Source organism: Bacillus cereus group sp. RP32, from assembly GCF_040459735.1.
Lineage (GTDB): Bacteria > Bacillota > Bacilli > Bacillales > Bacillaceae_G > Bacillus_A > Bacillus_A wiedmannii.
The window spans coordinates 88589-104992 of sequence record NZ_JARVHO010000001.1 but is presented as its reverse complement, the minus strand read 5'-3'; the positions used below and the strand labels follow the sequence as shown (position 1 = coordinate 104992).

Below are 16404 nucleotides of genomic sequence, written 5' to 3'. Positions count from 1 at the left end.
GTATTCCAAAAAGAGAGGTGACACATAATGGGTGTTATTGCTTATAACGAAGAAGATGTAAAGTTATTAGCTAGACTGATGCGTGCTGAAGCCGAAGGAGAAGGACAACAAGGAATGTTAATGGTCGGAAACGTAGGGGTAAATCGTGTCCGCGGAAATTGTTTAGATTTTAAAAAAATACGTAATTTACGTCAAATGGTTTATCAAAATCCTGGCGGCTTTGAGGCAACGCAAAAAGGGTATTTTTATCAGCGTGCAAGAGAACAAGATATCGCATTAGCAAGGCGAACGATTCAGGGACAACGCTTTTGGCCTGCAAATTTTGCCTTATGGTTTTTTAGACCTGAAGGTCCTTGTCCATCAACTTGGTATAATCAACAAAACTCTGGTCGCTTCAAAAAGCACTGCTTCTTCCAGCCATCTGGCGAAGATTGTCCTAGCGTTTATTAAGGATTGATAATGAGGAGGGATTTTTGAATGGCACAGCAACAAAACCCGTATTACGGAACAGGTTTTTATCAACCATCTGGTACTTACGTACAACCGCAACAAATGACCCCACAGCAACAGCAACAACAGCAAGCGATGCAACAACAAGCTGCGCAAGCTCAATATGCCATTTCTCAAGGCATGTTACCATTAGAACAGTCGTATATTGAAAATATTCTTCGCTTGAACAAAGGCAAGCAAGCGACCGTTGTAATGACTTATGAACGTGGTAGCTCACTTGGTACACAATCGTATACAGGTATTATTGAAGCGGCTGGTCGTGATCATATTGTAATTAGTGAGCCCCAATCAGGGAAACGTTATTTACTATTAATGATTTACTTAGATTATGTGGAATTCCCAGAAGAAATTACGTATTTACCTAGTCAACAAGCAACTTATGCTCCAAGACCATAAACAAAAGCTGGCATATGCCAGCTTTTGTTTTTTATAACCCTTTTACAACTGCGGTTCCGACTAAGATCCATGCCACAATAAACGCTACGCCACCAAGAGGTGTAATTGGGCCAAAGAACTTAATACCTGTCGTACTTAATGCATACAAACTGCCTGAAAACATAATAATTCCAGCTACCATAAGCCAGCCAGCAGTAGTTAAAAGTGATGATTGAATTTTATCCATCAATAAAGCAACTACGAATAGTCCACCGGCATGAAACATTTGATATGTAACGCCTGTTTTCCAAACTTCTAACATTTTTGCAGAAACTTTATTTTCTAAACCGTGTGCTCCAAAAGCCCCTAACGCAACAGATAGCCCTGCCGCAATACAACCTAGTAAAAAGAAAATTTTCATCTTAATTCCCCTTTTTTTACCTTTATCATAAGCAATTTTTTCATATAAGCCAAACGATTTATCTTCTAAAAATCAAATAAAGAATTACCGTTTGCGCCTTCTTCTTTTATATAAACAGGTTCTCCAGAAACCGGCATAACTGGTTGAACTGTCGTCATAGGCTGAGATCCAATTACTTGTGATGGAATCTCAGGTTCTCTATACATAGAAGGCTCAGCTTGTTCATCTAATAATAAATCACATAACGCTCGCACAACTAATAAATGCGCTTTTGATTGTTGCCCTTCACTGCTTTTTGCCTTTGCAATTTCATTCGCCATTTTATTTAAAATCTTATCGCTCGATATTTGCATTCCTTGTCACCTCTTACTTTGTAGTTCTTTCTCAAATTGTCCTAGCTTCTCTACTGAACCAAACACTATTATCATATCATGTTCTCGTAGTTTTTCCTGCCCCGTTGGATTATGTATAACATCCCCATTTCTCAAAATCGCTAAAATTGTTACATCAAATTGATTTCTCACATCACTCTCTAGTAACGATTTACTAGCTAAAATAGAACCTTTGCCGACTGCAATTTCTTCAATTACAAATGACTGTTCCACGCCATATAGTACTGTATCAATATAATGAACTGTTAGCGGATTCGCAATACCTTTTGCAATATGAATTCCTGCCATGCTAGATGGATTAATCACCTTATTTGCCCCAGCACGCTTTAATTTGTCTTCAGTTTCCGGTTTTTCCGCCCTTGCCACAATTTTAATTGCATCGTTTAGCCCTCTTGCCGTTAATGTAATAAATACATTTTCAGCATCATTTGCTACGATAGCAACTAAACCGGCTGCCTTTGAAATTCCCGCATGATGTAACACTTGGTCTTCCGTTGCATCTCCGTGTACATACAAAAGTTTTTCCTTCTCTAATATACTTTCATCTTTATCCACGACGACAAATGGAATTTTCTTTTCTTACAATTCATGTACAACTTGAAGCCCCACTCTACCACAACCACATACGATAATATGATTTTGTAACTGTGCTATTTGTTTATCCATCTTCTTCCTCCGTACTGCATGAAATAAATTTCCTTCAATAATCATAGCTGCCACTACACCAATTGCATACGTAACAATACCGACTCCAACCGGTATGATAAGAAGCGCAAAAACTTTTCCTGCCTGTGTTACAGGAACGGCATCTCCGTACCCAACAGTTAATACAGTAATCATCGTCATCCAAAATGCTTGAAACAAACTAATCTCTTCAATCGCCATAAATCCTAACGTTCCTAGAATTACAACAAAGGTCATACATATAACTGCTATCCATAATTGCTTCCGTGCATTCATATCGTGTTTCAACTCTTTTCTCTATCTACAATCTTTGCCAGTGGAAATGAAATACATATATACTAGATACGGAATCTATGAAAGAGGTTGATATAATGAAAACATTTCTTTCCGCCTTACAATGGGCGCTATTTATTTTAGCTGGGAGCCTTATTGTACCAATTAGCGTCGCAACTAATTATGGTCTCGATGGCGCTGAAGCTATTGCATTCGTACAAAGAACATTATTTGTTCTTGGCTTTGCCGGCCTACTGCAAGCTATATTTGGGCATAAACTTCCTATTCAAGAAGGTCCTGCAGGCCTTTGGTGGGGCATTTTCTCTCTTTATGCAAGTTTAGGTGTCGTATTATTTGGATCCAGCAACGAAACGCTTAAAGTACTTCAGTACGCCTTCCTATTAAGTGGTATCATTTGTATTATTCTTAGTGTTTTTGGACTCATCGATAAACTAGTGCGCTATTTTACACCGACAGTAATTGGAACATATTTATTTCTTCTCGTCGCGCAACTTAGCGGGTCCTTCTTAAAGGGAATGTTCGGTCTTGACGGACAACATACCGAGGTACAAGCTGACGTATTTATTCTTTCACTCATTGTTATTTTACTATCCTTTTTCATCATGAAGCTACCTATTATTGGACAATATTCCGTTCTTTTCAGTATCGTCTGCGGCTGGATATTATTCGCATGCTTCGGATTATCAAATCCAGTAACGCCTGTGACAGATATAATCCGTTTTCCGTCTCTATTTGTTTTCGGAATGCCTCGTATTGAATGGAACATGGCAATTACGGTAGTTTTCGTTACACTATTACTTCTAACAAATATGTTAGCAAGTATTCGCGTTGTGCAAAGGATTGTCTCTAAGTATGAAAAGAATGCAGCACCAGATCGTTTCAAACAAGCCGGTATTATAACAGGAATAAATCAATTGCTAGGAGGCCTTTTTTCAGCTATTGGACCTGTCGCGATTTCTGGATCAGCAGGATTTATCGCAACGACTAATATTTATAAACGACTCCCATTTATGTTAGGGTCAAGCTTTATTATTTTCGTTAGTATATTCCCAAAGATTACTTCATTCTTTGCGGCGATACCTGTCGCAGTCGGATATGCTGCCATTTACCCTGTATTTGCAAGCATGATTGGTCTTGCCTTTCGCGAATACGAAACAGTACAGGATAAAGAACGATTATTTAAAGTAGCGGGTCTTTCGATCTTTACAGGAGTCGGGGTTATGTTTGTTCCAGCAGGAGCATTTTCTACACTCCCGCCGTTTCTAGCATCGTTTTTAAGTAACGGTCTTGTTCTTGGATCTGTAATGGCAATTTTGCTAGAAATACTATTTTCTCGTTCTACAGAAAAACAACCATCGTAAATTGGAAAACTTCCATTATTGCACTCTATCTTTAGAGTTGTTACGATAATGATAAAGTTAAACTTTAATCAATGAGAGCTATTCATCTTTACTAATGATTAGCTCTCATCGATCTGGCATTAGCAGTATAAATTATCATGGGCAACGTGCTCGTGATAATTTATACTAAAAATACAGAACTTCTCCTAGCTTCACATAAAGAAGTTCGATGTCTTACTATATATTCCCCAATATCTTCATAAAACTTTATTTCTATTTCAACAAAGAGAGGAATTTTCAATATGACTTATAAAATGATTGTTTTAGACTTAGATGATACTTTATTACGTGACGACCATACCATTTCACCTCGTACGAAAGTGGCTCTAATGACTGCACAAGAGCAAGGTGTAAAAGTTGTACTTGCTTCTGGACGTCCAACGTTTGGTATGCGCAATGTAGCGAAAGAACTTCGTTTAGAAGAATACGGTAGTTTCATTCTATCTTTTAATGGCGCAAAAATTATTAACTGTAAAACAAGCGAAGAAATCTTTAGTAGTACGCTATCTCCTGAAATCGTTCACAACCTATTTGAAATTAGTAAGACTGAAGATGTATGGATTCATACTTATATTGGCGATGATATCGTAACAGAAGAAAATAATCCTTATACTGAAATTGAGGGCGATATTACTGGTATGCCAATTGTTGTAGTAGATGACTTTAAAAATGCTGTTAAAGAGCCTGTAGTAAAAGTATTAATGAACAAAGAAGCTGAACGACTTGTTGTAGTAGAAAAGAAACTACAAAAACAACTAGAAGGCCAATTAAGTGTTATGCGTTCTAAACCATTCTTCTTAGAATTTACTGAAGCCGGTGTTACAAAAGGAACAAGCTTAAACAAACTGATTCAAAAACTTGGCATTAAGCGCGAAGAAGTTATCGCAATGGGCGATAGCTATAACGATCAGGCAATGATCGAATTCGCCGGTCTTGGTGTTGCAATGGGCAATGCACCCGATGATATTAAAGAAATTGCAAACTACGTAACAGATACAAATATGAACGATGGCGTTGCAAAAGTTGTAGAGAAGTTCGTACTAAAAAAAGAAGCACTTGTTTAATATTTTCACTCACAAAACTTATTTGAAGTCAAACACTTCAAATAAGTTTTTATTTAAATTCTCATGCTTTTGTGACTATATTTTGAACTTTGCACTATTCTCGTAGTGTAAACTTTCTTTTTGTATATAATGGAACAAAATAGACTATTTTATTTTGAAAAAGAATACAAATTTACTATATACAAGCATACATTAAAGGAGGCTACTTCATGTTATCTACACCAATCGGACGATTAAGAGCAATCGGCTTAATTGAGGGGATTTCTTTCCTATTACTATTATTTGTAGCAATGCCATTAAAATATTTTGCAGGATTTGCAACAGCCGTTAAAATTACAGGTATGGCTCATGGTGTTTTATTTATTCTATTCATCTTTGCGGTAATTCAAGTAACAATCGTACACCGCAAATCAATTGCATGGGCACTTGGGGCATTTGTTTCATCAGTTATCCCATTCGGTACGTTTGTACTAGATGCAAAATTAAAGAACGAACAACAATAATAACAAAAAGGTAGTTAACGACTGTTAACTACCTTTTTTATTTACAAATTTGGAATTTCCCAATCAATTTCTCTCTCGCCCATATTAGCTAAAATCGTATTTACTTTAGAGTATGGCTTACTACCAAAGAAACCACGTCTTGCCGATAATGGGCTCGGATGTACAGACTCGATAATATGATGCTTCGTATTCGTAATTAACTTTTTCTTCGCCTGTGCATGACGTCCCCACAATATGAAAATAACTGGCTTTTCACGTTCATTTAATAGCTCAATTACGCGATCTGTGAAATGCTCCCATCCTTTCCCTTTATGAGAATTCGCTTCACTTTGTCGAACTGTTAGTACAGTATTTAATAATAAAACTCCTTGCTCTGCCCACTTTACTAAATAACCGTTATTCGGGATTTCATAGCCATATTCATCTCGAAGTTCTTTATACATATTTAGCAAGGACGGCGGTGTTTTAATACCAGGCTGTACTGAAAAGCTTAAACCATGTGCTTGATCCGGTCCATGATATGGATCTTGCCCTAAAATAACGACCTTTGTATTTTCATAACTTGTATACTCTAGAGCGCTAAAAATATCCTCTATCCTTGGATAAACAACATGTGTACTGTACTCTTCTTTCAAAAAATCAGCCAGCTTACGATAATATTCTTTCTCAAATTCTGGTGCCAATAATGGCTCCCAATCATTTTTTAAAACATTTTTCATGCTTTCACTTCCCGTCCAATTAATTCACCATATCCTGTTTTGTAAATACTACAAACGAAATAATAAGGGACACAACTGCCCATACCGTTAAATTCATTAAAGAGAACCCCATCGATAAGCCTTGTAATGCAGGTAATTTTCCTGATAGATAATCTGTTAATGATAAATTCACACTAAAAATATATTTCGCACCCTCCCAAGATGTTGCAAACGAGCTTAAAATGCCACCTGCGATTAATGCGGCTAACATAACGCCCATACCGGCTGGTGTATTTCGAATTAAAACAGAAACCATAAATGATATAGTTCCGACAACGATAGCAACAAACCAAGCTAACCCATACGCCATCAAGACGTATTGCCACTGCGGAATAAGGTGTACAAAATTCGTATTTAACGTTTCCTTATCAATAACAAACCCAGTTAAAACAGGCAAATTCCATCCCGAGTATCCAAATACAAGCCCAGATAATATGTAAGCAAACAAACCGACAAGAAGCAGTATGAGTGAAATGAAAAATAACATCGTCACGTACTTACTAAGAAGTATTTTCCAGCGCCGAATCGGCCGTGTAAGTAGCATCTTCATCGTTCCATCACTTCGCTCTCCTGAAACAATATCGATAGCGACAATCATTACGAGAAGCGGAATAAACAATGTAATTCCTTGCTCAATAAACGCCCTTACAAAAGTGGGTGCGCCCGGTGCCATCGGGTTAATATCATGATCTAAATAATATTGTTGCTGCTCCACTCTTACCTTTAGCCAATCACGCCATTCTTCTGGTAGTCTAGAATTGTTCAAGCGGTTTTGAGAATCAACAATTTGTTGTTGTAATGAAACTTTCCAATCCGTCGTACCGAGCCTTTTTTGTGTCGTTTCTACTTCACGATACTGCGCATACACGAAAAGTGGGATCAAGATTGCTAAAATAAGCATGACAACAAAAATACGTTTCTTACGATAAATTTTTTCCGATTCATTTAAGACTAGATTCGCAAATTCACGCATGCTGCTCACCCCTTGTGAGTTCAATAAATAAATCTTCTAGCGTAAATACAAGCTCCTTAACGCTATGCACATCTATCTCGTTTTCTACAAAACGTTTATTCCAACTACTTATAGATACAATATCCATGCGGCATAGTAATCGATTACCTTCTATACTCACTTCTCTTACTTCCTCAGCATCTTCTAGCATATTTTTCGCCTTAGAAATCGGTGTAACAATCCATTCTACACGATCACTTGCTGTTTTAATTAACTCTTCAACCTTGGCAACTGTTATCATTTTTCCTTTATGAATAATCGCAACCCGATCACATATCATTTGTACTTCGCTTAGCAAATGACTAGAAATAAACACACTCATATTTTCCTCTTTCACAAGCTTATGTATAAATTCCCTAAGTTCTCTAATTCCAGCTGGGTCTAAACCGTTTGTTGGCTCATCTAATATGAGCAATTTTGGATTTCCAAGAAGCGCTTGCGCAATGCCAAGACGCTGTTTCATACCGAGTGAGTATGTTTTTACCTTATCGTGAATTCTTTCATCCAAATGAACCATTTGAGCAATTTCGATAATACGTTCATCTGATATACCGCCTAACATACGGGCAAATTGTTTTAAATTTTCCCATCCCGTTAAATATGTGTACAGTTCTGGGTTTTCAACGATACTCCCAATTTGACGCATCGCTTCTCTGAAATTTTCCTTAATAGAATAACCGCCGATAGAAATCGTACCTTCTGTTTCTTTAATCAATCCAACTAACATTCGAATGGTAGTCGTTTTTCCGGCGCCATTCGGTCCTAGGAAGCCAAACACTTCTCCTTGTTTTACATCAAAGGAAATATTCTCTACAATTGTCTTCTTTCCAATTACCTTCTTCACGTCTCGTACGGAAAGTATCGTCGTCATTTTACCCCTCCTTGTTCTAGTTTTAATTTACTCGCAACATTTTGAACTAATCGGTCCGCCATATATGTATATCCTATTTCATTTGGATGGAAATGATCGGAGTATAATAAATCTTTCCCACGGTTTTGGAATAAATCAAATGTCGGTGTAATATACACATTTTTATTATTTATCGCCAATTTTTCTAAAGATGCATTCCAGTCTACAACAATGTTTGAAGACCCTTTTAAATCTTCTACATCTTCAAAAGGATTATATAAACCTAGCCAAAAAATAGGGCTATCTGTATTTAACTTACGAATTTCTTCTATAATTTTCTTCGCTTCATTCTGGAATGTTTCCGTATCAGGACGATATGTTTCTAAATCTATCTTTCCAAGCGATTCCCACCCTGGAAATAAATCATTTCCTCCAATCGTTAAAACGATTACATCCGCTTGCTTAATTGAATATTGAGCGCCACTACTCTCCATTTGTTTTAATAAGTCAGGCATTTTCGCTCCACTAACAGCTAAATTCGTTAAAGCAACCTTTTGCTTATAATCTTTTTGTAAATCTTCTTTCATCCGTCCAATATAGCCAATTCCTTCTTTATCACCAACACCGCGTGTTAATGAATCACCTAAACTAACGATTTGTAACGTTCCCGTTTTCTTTTTCTCTTTTGCCACTACATCGGTCTTTTTAATTAAATTTGAAGCTTCTGGATTTAATACATCATTTACACCTGAAACAAAGCCATATGCAAATAAACAGAAAGATGCAATTGTAATGAGTAGAATTACTTTTACTACTTTTGATCTCATATCAAAACCCCTTTTAGCCCTCATAGATTGTCCATAATTATACCAAACGCAATTTTGAAAAGCGATTTTCACACCTTATCTAGTATGTTGTTTCTCTATGTACTAGTTCTGGTAATAACTCTACGTGCTTTACATCTATTTGCTCATCATTAATCTTTTCATATAATAATTCAAATGCCGTTGCGCCAACATTTTTACTACAATATGAAATCGTCGTAATGCCTAAAATATCTGCCACATCTTGATCATCACAACCGATAATTGTAATATCTTCTGGAATACGAATGCCTTGTTTTTTCGCTTCCGTTACCATTCCCGCCGCAATATGGTTGCAAGATACAAGAAACGCTGTTGGTTTTAATGACATATGGGCCCATTCCCTAATTACATTACGCCCATCTTCCACTGTAAAACAGCCTTTAAACTTCCAGGCCTCTATCGGTGTTACAGCAATTGCTTGAAGTGAATCTTCATATGCTTGTTTTCTTCTCTGACTATTAATACTATTACTTCTTCCAATGCAATAACCAATACTTGTATGGCCCGCATCTATTAAGCCCTTCATCCCGCGCGAAAACACTTTATAGTAATCAATATGCACACTCGAAATGAAATTCGAGTCAATTTCTTCGCACATAACAATTGGGCCAAATTTCGTATATTCTTCAAGCTTTTCCTTACTATTTGCCCGCGAACATATAATAACTCCATCAAGCTTTTTCATTTTTAACATATTTAAAATTTCTAATTCTCTTTCCTCACTATAATTCGTCTGACAAAGCATCATATTATAATTATTCTTTGCTGTTTCCTTTGATATTCCCTCTATAATAGCGCTATAATATTGATCATTTACGTGCGGTAATAAAACACCAATGACATTCGTTTTTCCTTTCACTAAATGAATTGCATTCACATTTTGCGTATAATTTAATTCTTCTATAATTGCTAAAATTTCTTTTCGTTTCTGTTCATTCACATATGGGTGATTATTTAGTACACGTGAAACAGTTGAAACAGATACCCCAGCAAGCTCAGCAATCTTCCTTATATTCGTCATCTCATTTTCCCCTTCCCTGCAAAAAATTCTCCCTTGACCTGGTAAGCTTTCCACAATATATCCTTTCCTAGCAAATACTTTTTGAAAGGATATACAACTATGCTTCGACTCAAATTAGAATATATATTTTTTATTGGCGGTCTACTCATTCTCGCCATCGGCATTAATATGATGACGACAATTACTTCCTTTGGACTTAGCCCTTATGATTCCTTCTTTATTGCACTATATCAAAATTTCGGGATTAGTATCGGTTTTTGGATTTTCATGATTAACTTTGCGTTTACCCTTATCGTACTCTTTTGGAATAAAAAACAAATAACGATTGGTACAATTGTAACGATGGTTCTTATTTCTCTTTTTGTTGATTGGATTGGTTCCATTACAACTATTATGGACGCTATCCGTTCTCTTCCAAAATATATAACACTTATTTGCGGAAATCTATTCGTTGGAGCCGGTATTGGTCTTTACGTCTCTACAAATCTTTGCGCAGCACCTCAAGAAGCTTTCGTTTTAACGGTTGCTGAGAAAAAGAAATGGACATTTAGAAGAACCGAAATTTCGCTAGCGTTCTTATTTTTAACGTTAAGCTTTTTATTAGATGGACCTATCTATTTTGGAACAATTATCTTATCTTTTACAACAGGCTGGATTATTCAAGCATTTATTCAAATTGGTACAAAGATTTTAAATAGAAAAGAGCCTATTAAGCAAGCTGCTTAATAGGCCCTTTCTGTTTTATGATACGAGATGCTACTTAGCATCCCCTTCAATTCGGTAATTTGCTTTCAAACAATCTATTTCTTCATACCCTTGCAACGTATGTAGAATATAATCATAATCAGCAAGAGACGCACGATGCGTCACAATTACAATTTCAGCCTTCCCTTTCTCTTCAAGCGGCATTTGAATAATCTTTTCAAAGCTAACGCCACGCTCAGAGAATAATGAAGTAATTTTTGCAAATACACCAATTTCATCTTTTACATGAAGTCTTAAAAATTTCTTCACAACAATTTCGTCTCGCTCTTTTAATACTTTTTTATACTGCGGGGATACCGCACTATTTCCGTTTACACCTAATCTAATATTTTGCATTACAGCTACTAAATCTGAAACAACAGCTGTTGCTGTCGGTAAACTTCCTGCACCTGGTCCATAAAACATCGTTTCTCCGACCGCTTCACCATACACATATACAGCGTTATATTCGTTTTGTACGGCCGCAAGAGGATGTGTATTTGGAAGTAGTGTCGGTTCAACCGTCACCTCTAATTTTTCACCATCTCGCTTCGCAAGACCGATTAATTTAATCGTGTATCCTAAACTCTTACTGTATTCAATATCTTCTTCTGTAATAGAAGTAATCCCTTTTACCTTCACATCTCCAAGCTCTACATTTGTAGAAAAACCAAGGGTAGCCAAAATCGTCATTTTTCTCGCTGCATCTAAACCTTCCACATCTGATGTTGGATCTGCTTCTGCAAATCCAAGTTGTTGGGCTTCTTTTAACACGTCGTTATATGCTCTCCCTTCATCTGACATTTTCGTCAAAATAAAATTTGTCGTTCCATTTACAATTCCCATTACTTTCGTAATAAGATCTGAAGAAAGTCCTTCTACGATACTTCGTAAAATCGGAATCCCTCCGGCTACACTTGCTTCATAAAACAAATCTGCTTTATTATCTTTTGCTACCGCTAAGAGTTCTGCCCCATGTAACGCCATTAAATCTTTATTGGCAGTCACAACATGCTTTCCGCTCTGTAAGGCTTGCAAAATATATGCTTTTGCATCATCAATGCCACCCATCACTTCGATGACAACGTCAATATTTGGATTATCTAAAATTTCATTTGCATCTTGTGTTAATAGAGTAGAAGTTACCTCTACTTCTCTCTCTTTTTCAATATTTTGTACTAGTACTTTCGTTACTTTTACAGGACAACCTACTTGGTGGATAAGTCGCTCTTGATGATCTGTAATGATACGAACTACACCGCTACCAACTGTCCCAAGACCTAATAAACCAACTTGAATTTCTTTCATAATACTGTCCACCCCTCAAAAATTGTGTTTAGATGAAATTATATGAGTAAAAAATCTGAAAAACAATGTTTTTTGAACATTCGGAAAAATATAAGTTAAACTTTGCAAAGAAAACGTTTCCACGTGTTACACAATCTTTTTTTATAATACATAAGGGGTTTCTTGATACACGTAATAATTCAGCCAATTAGAGAATAATAGATTCCCATGGCTTCTCCACCTTACAAGTGGTTTCTCATCTGGATTATTATGCTTAAAATAATTTTTCGGCACATCAATATTTAACCCTTTGTCACGATCCCGTTCGTATTCTTGCTTTAACGTATCACAACTATATTCACTATGCCCGAGCGCAAACACTTGCCTTCCTTCTTGCCCAATGACAAGGTGAACACCTGCTTCCTCAGAATTTGCTAATAATGTTAAGTCTGTCACCTCTCTAATATCACTCTCTCGTACTTCTGTATGACGAGAATGCGGGGCAAAAAACAATTCATCAAACCCTTGTAACAATTTCACATGTTGCTCACGAACTTCATGTTCAAATACACCGAACATTTTTTCCTTAAGAGGATACTTTGGAACACCATAATGATGATACAAGCCAGCCTGTGCCCCCCAGCAAATATGAAGCGTAGATGTTACATTCTTTTTTGAATACTCCATAATACGTTTAAGTTCTTCCCAATAATCTACCTCTTCAAAAGAAAGAGTTTCAACTGGTGCTCCTGTAATAATAAGTCCATCAAATTTCTCATTCTCAATATCACGAAATGTTTTATAGAAACTCGTTAAATGGTCCTGCGCTACATTGCGAGACAAATGTGATTCCATATGAAGTAAGTGAACATCTAATTGCAACGGTGTGTTGCCAATTAAACGAAGTAATTGCGCTTCTGTTTCTTGCTTTGTAGGCATTAAATTTAAGATAGCAATTTTCAATGCCCGGATATCTTGTGTTTCTGCTCGCTCCTTCGTCATTACAAAAATATTTTCCTTCTGCAACACTTTGCGAGCTGGTAAATCTCTATCAATTATGATCGGCATGTTCTTTGCCTCCGACTAGCGCTGCTTCTAAATCTGCAATAATATCAGAAACATCTTCTATACCAACCGATAAACGAATTAAATCTGATGTAACGCCAGCTAGACGCTGATCTTCAGCACTTAATTGTCTATGCGTTGTGCTAGCAGGATGTATAACACAAGTTCGTGCATCCGCTACATGCGTTACGAGAGTTGCTAGTTTTACATTTGCGATAAATTCTTTCGCTGCTTCTAATCCGCCCTTAATGCCGAATGTTAAAACACCACTAGCACCTTTTTTCAAATACGTTTGTGCTAACGAGTAATTTTCATTACTATCTAATCCCGGATAATTCACCCATTCAATACGTTCATGGTTAGCAAGCCACTTAGCAACTGCGAGAGCATTTTCACTATGACGCTCCATTCTTAAATGCAGCGTTTCTAAGCCGATATTGCTAATATACGCATTGAATGGGCTCATACAGTTTCCGTAGTCTCTTAATAATTGAACACGCGCCTTCACAATATAAGCTGCTGCACCAAAATTTTGAACGTAACTTACGCCGTGATAACTTGGATCCGGTTCAACAAGTTCAGGATATTTCCCATTTGTCCAATCAAAGTTCCCTCCGTCAATGACAATGCCGCCTAAAGAGCTTGCATGACCATCAATATATTTCGTCGTAGAATGAACGATAATATTTGCTCCATGTTCGAATGCTTGGCATAAATAAGGAGTTGCTAATGTATTATCCACGATAAAAGGTACTTCTAACTCTTTCGCTGCATCTGAAAATTCTTTGAAATTTAAAACGTTCATCGCTGGATTTCCTAAAGACTCTGCATAAACAAGTTTCGTCTTATCATTAGCAAGGGCCACAATTTCATCAGCACTTAAATTCGGATTAAAGAACGTAACGTCAATACCAAGCTTACGCAAACTCACTCCAAATAAATTAAACGTTCCGCCATAAACTGTGGAAGAACAAAGCAAGTGGTCTCCGCTACTACAAATATTTAAAACAGCAAGCATAATAGCAGCCTGCCCAGAAGCCGTTGCAACAGCTCCTACACCACCCTCTAAATCCGCTAACTTTTGCTCAAATGCAGCTAAAGTAGGATTTCCAATACGCGTATATATATATCCTTCTGCCTCTAAATTAAATAACGCTGCTAAATCATCTGAAGTATCGTATTTATACGTTGTACTTTGATAAAGTGGCAAAACACGCGGTTCACCATTCTTTGGTGTATAGCCACCTTGCACACAAATTGTTCCTTTTCCCCATGATTCTCCCATCTCTCATTCTCCTTTCTTTTATACAAAATAAAAAACTGCTCCTTTCCTGAAAACAAGAAAGGAGCAGTTTGAAAACACGCTCTAAAGGCTCTTTCTTATCTCTCAGGATTTATTACCTGCAGGATTTGGCACAATTCCGTTATACGGCTGTTGCCAAGGTTTCATCGGGCCTGTCCCTCCACCTTTTCTTGATAAGACTATGCAATTACCGTTGATTTTATAGCAATAATTTCCTGATGTCAATTAGTTTTTCTGAATGTTCTAAATTAAACACAAAGAATTTGACATGCATAACAAAAGAAATATATTCCATATTCATTTGAAAAAGACCTTTTAAAACCCTCGATTACTATATAAAATTAAGTAAATAGTTTACCTGTATACATTTCAAATTCTCACGAGACCTCAATATATTGAATAAGCCAACCTCTCAAAAAGATACTATATATATTCATTTCATTTCACAGGAGCATATTTAATGGAATCATGATGTAGACCATGTACATATCTTATTCAAGGCACATCCGAATACAGAAATGACAAAGTTCATTAATGCTTATAAAAGTGCAAGCTCTCGACTAATCAAGAGAGACTTTCCCCATGTGAGAAAGAAACTTTCGAAAGAAATGTTTTGGTCAAGAAGCTTTTGCTTGATTACTACGGGTGGTTCGCCGATGGATGTAGTAAAGAAATATATTGAAAATCAAGGGAAAAGTGAAGTGTAGGCAATGTTAAAATCATACAAATATCGTATCTATCCAAATAAAGAACAACAAGATGCTTGCAGCGAGAATCAAATCTTATCAAGAATCACAGGATAAACTTGATAAATCTGTTAAATATCCCACGCCTGCACAATATAAGGCTGAATTTCCATTCCTAAAGGAAGTTGATAGTCTTGCATTGGCGAATGCTCAAATGAATTTGAATAAAGCATACGCTAACTTTTTTCGTGATAAATCTGTTGGATTCCCGAAATTCAAAAGTAAAAAGGATAACCATCGTAGTTATACAACAAATAACCAAAAAGGCACGGTTTACATTGAGAGTGGCTATATTAAGCTGCCAAAACTAAAGACCTTGGTAAAGATTAAACAGCACAGGCAATTCTTTGGATTAATTAAGTCTACTACAGTGTCTCAAACACCTACTGGTAAATACTTTGTATCGATTTTAGTAGAAGAAAATGAGCAATTGTTTCCTAAAGTTGATACAAAAGTTGGTATTGATGTTGGGCTAAAAGACTTTGCAATATTGTCTAATGGCAAGAAATATGAGAACCCTAAATGGTTGAGAAAAGCCGAAAGAAGATTAGCTCTTCTGCAGCGCTCTTTGTCGCGTAAAAAGAAAGGTTCAAACAATAGAAACAAGGCCAGGTTACAAGTTGCAAGACTCCATGAGAAGATTGCGAATCAACGCAATGATTTTCTTCACAAGATAAGCAATGAAATCACAAACGAAAACCAAGTAATTGTGATTGAGAACTTGAAAGTGAAGAACATGCAAAAAAATCACAAATTAGCAAAAGCAATCAGTGAAGTATCTTGGGCTAAATTCAGAGAGCATCTTGACTATAAAGCAATATGGAAAGGTCGCGATTTGATAATCGCACCTAAGAATTATGCGAGTAGCCAATTGTGTTCTTGCTGTGGTTATAAAAATAAGGAAGTCAAGAATCTAAGCCTTAGAGAGTGGACTTGCCCTGAATGCAATAGCCATCATGATAGAGATGTAAACGCAAGTATAAACTTACTAAAATTAGCCATGTAATTGGTATTTTCTTTAGGGGTAGGTACTACCCTTATAGCTTGGTAAATATAGATAGCTAATAAAAGTATCTACTTCCCAAGAAGCTCCCACTTCAAACAGTCCG

16 protein-coding genes, 3 pseudogenes and 1 riboswitch are annotated in these 16404 nt (G+C 36.6%); of the genes and pseudogenes, 8 read left to right on the top strand and 11 right to left on the bottom strand.

The genetic code is table 11. The annotated features are described in order from the left end of the window. Positions 1-27: 27 nt before the first annotated feature. Positions 28-450: a cell wall hydrolase CwlJ gene (cwlJ, locus tag QCI46_RS00515; protein ID WP_000538161.1), complete on the top strand. Its 423-nt coding sequence runs from the start codon at positions 28-30 to the stop codon at positions 448-450. A gap of 27 nt (positions 451-477) precedes the next feature. After that, positions 478-906, top strand: coding sequence for a spore coat protein GerQ (gerQ, locus tag QCI46_RS00510; RefSeq protein WP_101167373.1), 429 nt, complete (start codon positions 478-480; stop codon positions 904-906). Between the two features lie 31 nt (positions 907-937). Here the strand turns inward: gerQ and QCI46_RS00505 are convergent, their stop codons facing one another. From QCI46_RS00505 to QCI46_RS00495, 3 genes and pseudogenes are all read right to left on the bottom strand, one after another. Then, positions 938-1306 carry a DUF423 domain-containing protein gene (locus QCI46_RS00505; RefSeq protein WP_000688322.1) on the bottom strand — a complete coding sequence of 123 codons (369 nt, stop codon included), beginning with the start codon at positions 1304-1306 and terminating at the stop codon, positions 938-940. Positions 1307-1371: 65 nt separating this feature from the next. Next, complete coding sequence (locus QCI46_RS00500) at positions 1372-1659, bottom strand: YwdI family protein (RefSeq protein ID WP_001167358.1); 288 nt, start codon at positions 1657-1659, stop codon at positions 1372-1374. Between the two features lie 6 nt (positions 1660-1665). Continuing rightward, positions 1666-2658: pseudogene (locus QCI46_RS00495) on the bottom strand (potassium channel family protein). Between the two features lie 95 nt (positions 2659-2753). Between QCI46_RS00495 and QCI46_RS00490 the strand changes: the two are divergent. From QCI46_RS00490 to QCI46_RS00480, 3 genes are all read left to right on the top strand, one after another. Continuing rightward, on the top strand, positions 2754-4037 hold the full coding sequence (locus tag QCI46_RS00490; RefSeq protein WP_046955487.1) for a purine/pyrimidine permease: 1284 nt from the start codon (positions 2754-2756) through the stop codon (positions 4035-4037). A 281-nt stretch (positions 4038-4318) separates the two neighbouring features. Then, positions 4319-5140 (top strand): Cof-type HAD-IIB family hydrolase, encoded by an 822-nt coding sequence (locus QCI46_RS00485; protein ID WP_353839370.1) that lies wholly within the window; start codon positions 4319-4321, stop codon positions 5138-5140. A 209-nt stretch (positions 5141-5349) separates the two neighbouring features. Next, complete coding sequence (locus QCI46_RS00480) at positions 5350-5643, top strand: DUF3817 domain-containing protein (RefSeq protein WP_000953389.1); 294 nt, start codon at positions 5350-5352, stop codon at positions 5641-5643. Positions 5644-5684: 41 nt separating this feature from the next. On the opposite strand, the gene QCI46_RS00475 is transcribed toward QCI46_RS00480, so the two are convergent. The 5 genes from QCI46_RS00475 to QCI46_RS00455 are packed head-to-tail and all read right to left on the bottom strand — an operon-like array spanning position 5685 to position 10150. Further along, entirely contained in the window at positions 5685-6362 is a 678-nt protein-coding gene (locus QCI46_RS00475) for a uracil-DNA glycosylase (RefSeq protein WP_353839369.1), read from the bottom strand. A gap of 19 nt (positions 6363-6381) precedes the next feature. Beyond that, a complete protein-coding gene (locus tag QCI46_RS00470) occupies positions 6382-7374 on the bottom strand; it encodes an ABC transporter permease subunit (protein ID WP_048542758.1) in 993 nt (330 codons plus the stop codon). Continuing rightward, the gene (locus QCI46_RS00465) at positions 7367-8284 is read right to left on the bottom strand and encodes an ABC transporter ATP-binding protein (RefSeq protein WP_088065055.1); all 918 of its coding nucleotides are present in this window, start codon (positions 8282-8284) and stop codon (positions 7367-7369) included. The genes QCI46_RS00470 and QCI46_RS00465 overlap by 8 nt, the downstream gene beginning before the upstream one ends. After that, positions 8281-9162, bottom strand: a complete 882-nt coding sequence (locus tag QCI46_RS00460; protein ID WP_353839368.1) for an SGNH/GDSL hydrolase family protein — start codon at positions 9160-9162, stop codon at positions 8281-8283. Before QCI46_RS00460 ends, QCI46_RS00465 begins: the two co-directional genes overlap by 4 nt. A 7-nt stretch (positions 9163-9169) precedes the next feature. Continuing rightward, entirely contained in the window at positions 9170-10150 is a 981-nt protein-coding gene (locus tag QCI46_RS00455; RefSeq protein ID WP_353839367.1) for a LacI family DNA-binding transcriptional regulator, read from the bottom strand. Positions 10151-10249: 99 nt separating this feature from the next. On the opposite strand from QCI46_RS00455, the gene QCI46_RS00450 reads away from it, so the two are divergent. Continuing rightward, positions 10250-10876, top strand: coding sequence for a YczE/YyaS/YitT family protein (locus QCI46_RS00450; RefSeq protein ID WP_353839366.1), 627 nt, complete (start codon positions 10250-10252; stop codon positions 10874-10876). Positions 10877-10906: 30 nt separating this feature from the next. Here the strand turns inward: QCI46_RS00450 and QCI46_RS00445 are convergent, their stop codons facing one another. The 3 genes from QCI46_RS00445 to QCI46_RS00435 all read right to left on the bottom strand — a co-directional run bounded on the left by QCI46_RS00445 (position 10907) and on the right by QCI46_RS00435 (position 14531). Next, positions 10907-12202, bottom strand: coding sequence for a homoserine dehydrogenase (locus tag QCI46_RS00445; protein ID WP_353839365.1), 1296 nt, complete (start codon positions 12200-12202; stop codon positions 10907-10909). Between the two features lie 141 nt (positions 12203-12343). After that, positions 12344-13249 carry a homoserine O-acetyltransferase MetA gene (metA, locus tag QCI46_RS00440; RefSeq protein ID WP_353839364.1) on the bottom strand — a complete coding sequence of 302 codons (906 nt, stop codon included), beginning with the start codon at positions 13247-13249 and terminating at the stop codon, positions 12344-12346. Then, positions 13233-14531, bottom strand: a complete 1299-nt coding sequence (locus tag QCI46_RS00435) for a bifunctional O-acetylhomoserine aminocarboxypropyltransferase/cysteine synthase (RefSeq protein ID WP_000504750.1) — start codon at positions 14529-14531, stop codon at positions 13233-13235. Before QCI46_RS00435 ends, metA begins: the two co-directional genes overlap by 17 nt. Positions 14532-14623: 92 nt before the next feature. Then, positions 14624-14729, bottom strand: a riboswitch (SAM riboswitch). 281 nt (positions 14730-15010) lie between these two features. Between QCI46_RS00435 and tnpA the strand changes: the two are divergent. Next, positions 15011-15256, top strand: a pseudogene (tnpA, locus tag QCI46_RS00430) (IS200/IS605 family transposase); the annotation flags it as partial. Positions 15257-15259: 3 nt separating this feature from the next. Next, positions 15260-16301, top strand: a pseudogene (gene tnpB / locus QCI46_RS00425) (IS200/IS605 family element RNA-guided endonuclease TnpB). Positions 16302-16404 lie beyond the last annotated feature (103 nt).

Excerpts from the sequence above, each read along its gene's own strand:
- cwlJ (WP_000538161.1), top strand. The coding sequence starts at position 28 with ATGGGTGTTATTGCTTATAACGAAGAAGATGTAAAGTTATTAGCTAGA.
- gerQ (WP_101167373.1), top strand. The coding sequence starts at position 478 with ATGGCACAGCAACAAAACCCGTATTACGGAACAGGTTTTTATCAACCA.
- QCI46_RS00505 (WP_000688322.1), bottom strand. The coding sequence starts at position 1,306 with ATGAAAATTTTCTTTTTACTAGGTTGTATTGCGGCAGGGCTATCTGTT.
- QCI46_RS00500 (WP_001167358.1), bottom strand. The coding sequence starts at position 1,659 with ATGCAAATATCGAGCGATAAGATTTTAAATAAAATGGCGAATGAAATT.
- QCI46_RS00490 (WP_046955487.1), top strand. The coding sequence starts at position 2,754 with ATGAAAACATTTCTTTCCGCCTTACAATGGGCGCTATTTATTTTAGCT.
- QCI46_RS00485 (WP_353839370.1), top strand. The coding sequence starts at position 4,319 with ATGACTTATAAAATGATTGTTTTAGACTTAGATGATACTTTATTACGT.
- QCI46_RS00480 (WP_000953389.1), top strand. The coding sequence starts at position 5,350 with ATGTTATCTACACCAATCGGACGATTAAGAGCAATCGGCTTAATTGAG.
- QCI46_RS00475 (WP_353839369.1), bottom strand. The coding sequence starts at position 6,362 with ATGAAAAATGTTTTAAAAAATGATTGGGAGCCATTATTGGCACCAGAA.
- QCI46_RS00470 (WP_048542758.1), bottom strand. The coding sequence starts at position 7,374 with ATGCGTGAATTTGCGAATCTAGTCTTAAATGAATCGGAAAAAATTTAT.
- QCI46_RS00465 (WP_088065055.1), bottom strand. The coding sequence starts at position 8,284 with ATGACGACGATACTTTCCGTACGAGACGTGAAGAAGGTAATTGGAAAG.
- QCI46_RS00455 (WP_353839367.1), bottom strand. The coding sequence starts at position 10,150 with ATGACGAATATAAGGAAGATTGCTGAGCTTGCTGGGGTATCTGTTTCA.
- QCI46_RS00450 (WP_353839366.1), top strand. The coding sequence starts at position 10,250 with ATGCTTCGACTCAAATTAGAATATATATTTTTTATTGGCGGTCTACTC.
- QCI46_RS00445 (WP_353839365.1), bottom strand. The coding sequence starts at position 12,202 with ATGAAAGAAATTCAAGTTGGTTTATTAGGTCTTGGGACAGTTGGTAGC.
- metA (WP_353839364.1), bottom strand. The coding sequence starts at position 13,249 with ATGCCGATCATAATTGATAGAGATTTACCAGCTCGCAAAGTGTTGCAG.
- QCI46_RS00435 (WP_000504750.1), bottom strand. The coding sequence starts at position 14,531 with ATGGGAGAATCATGGGGAAAAGGAACAATTTGTGTGCAAGGTGGCTAT.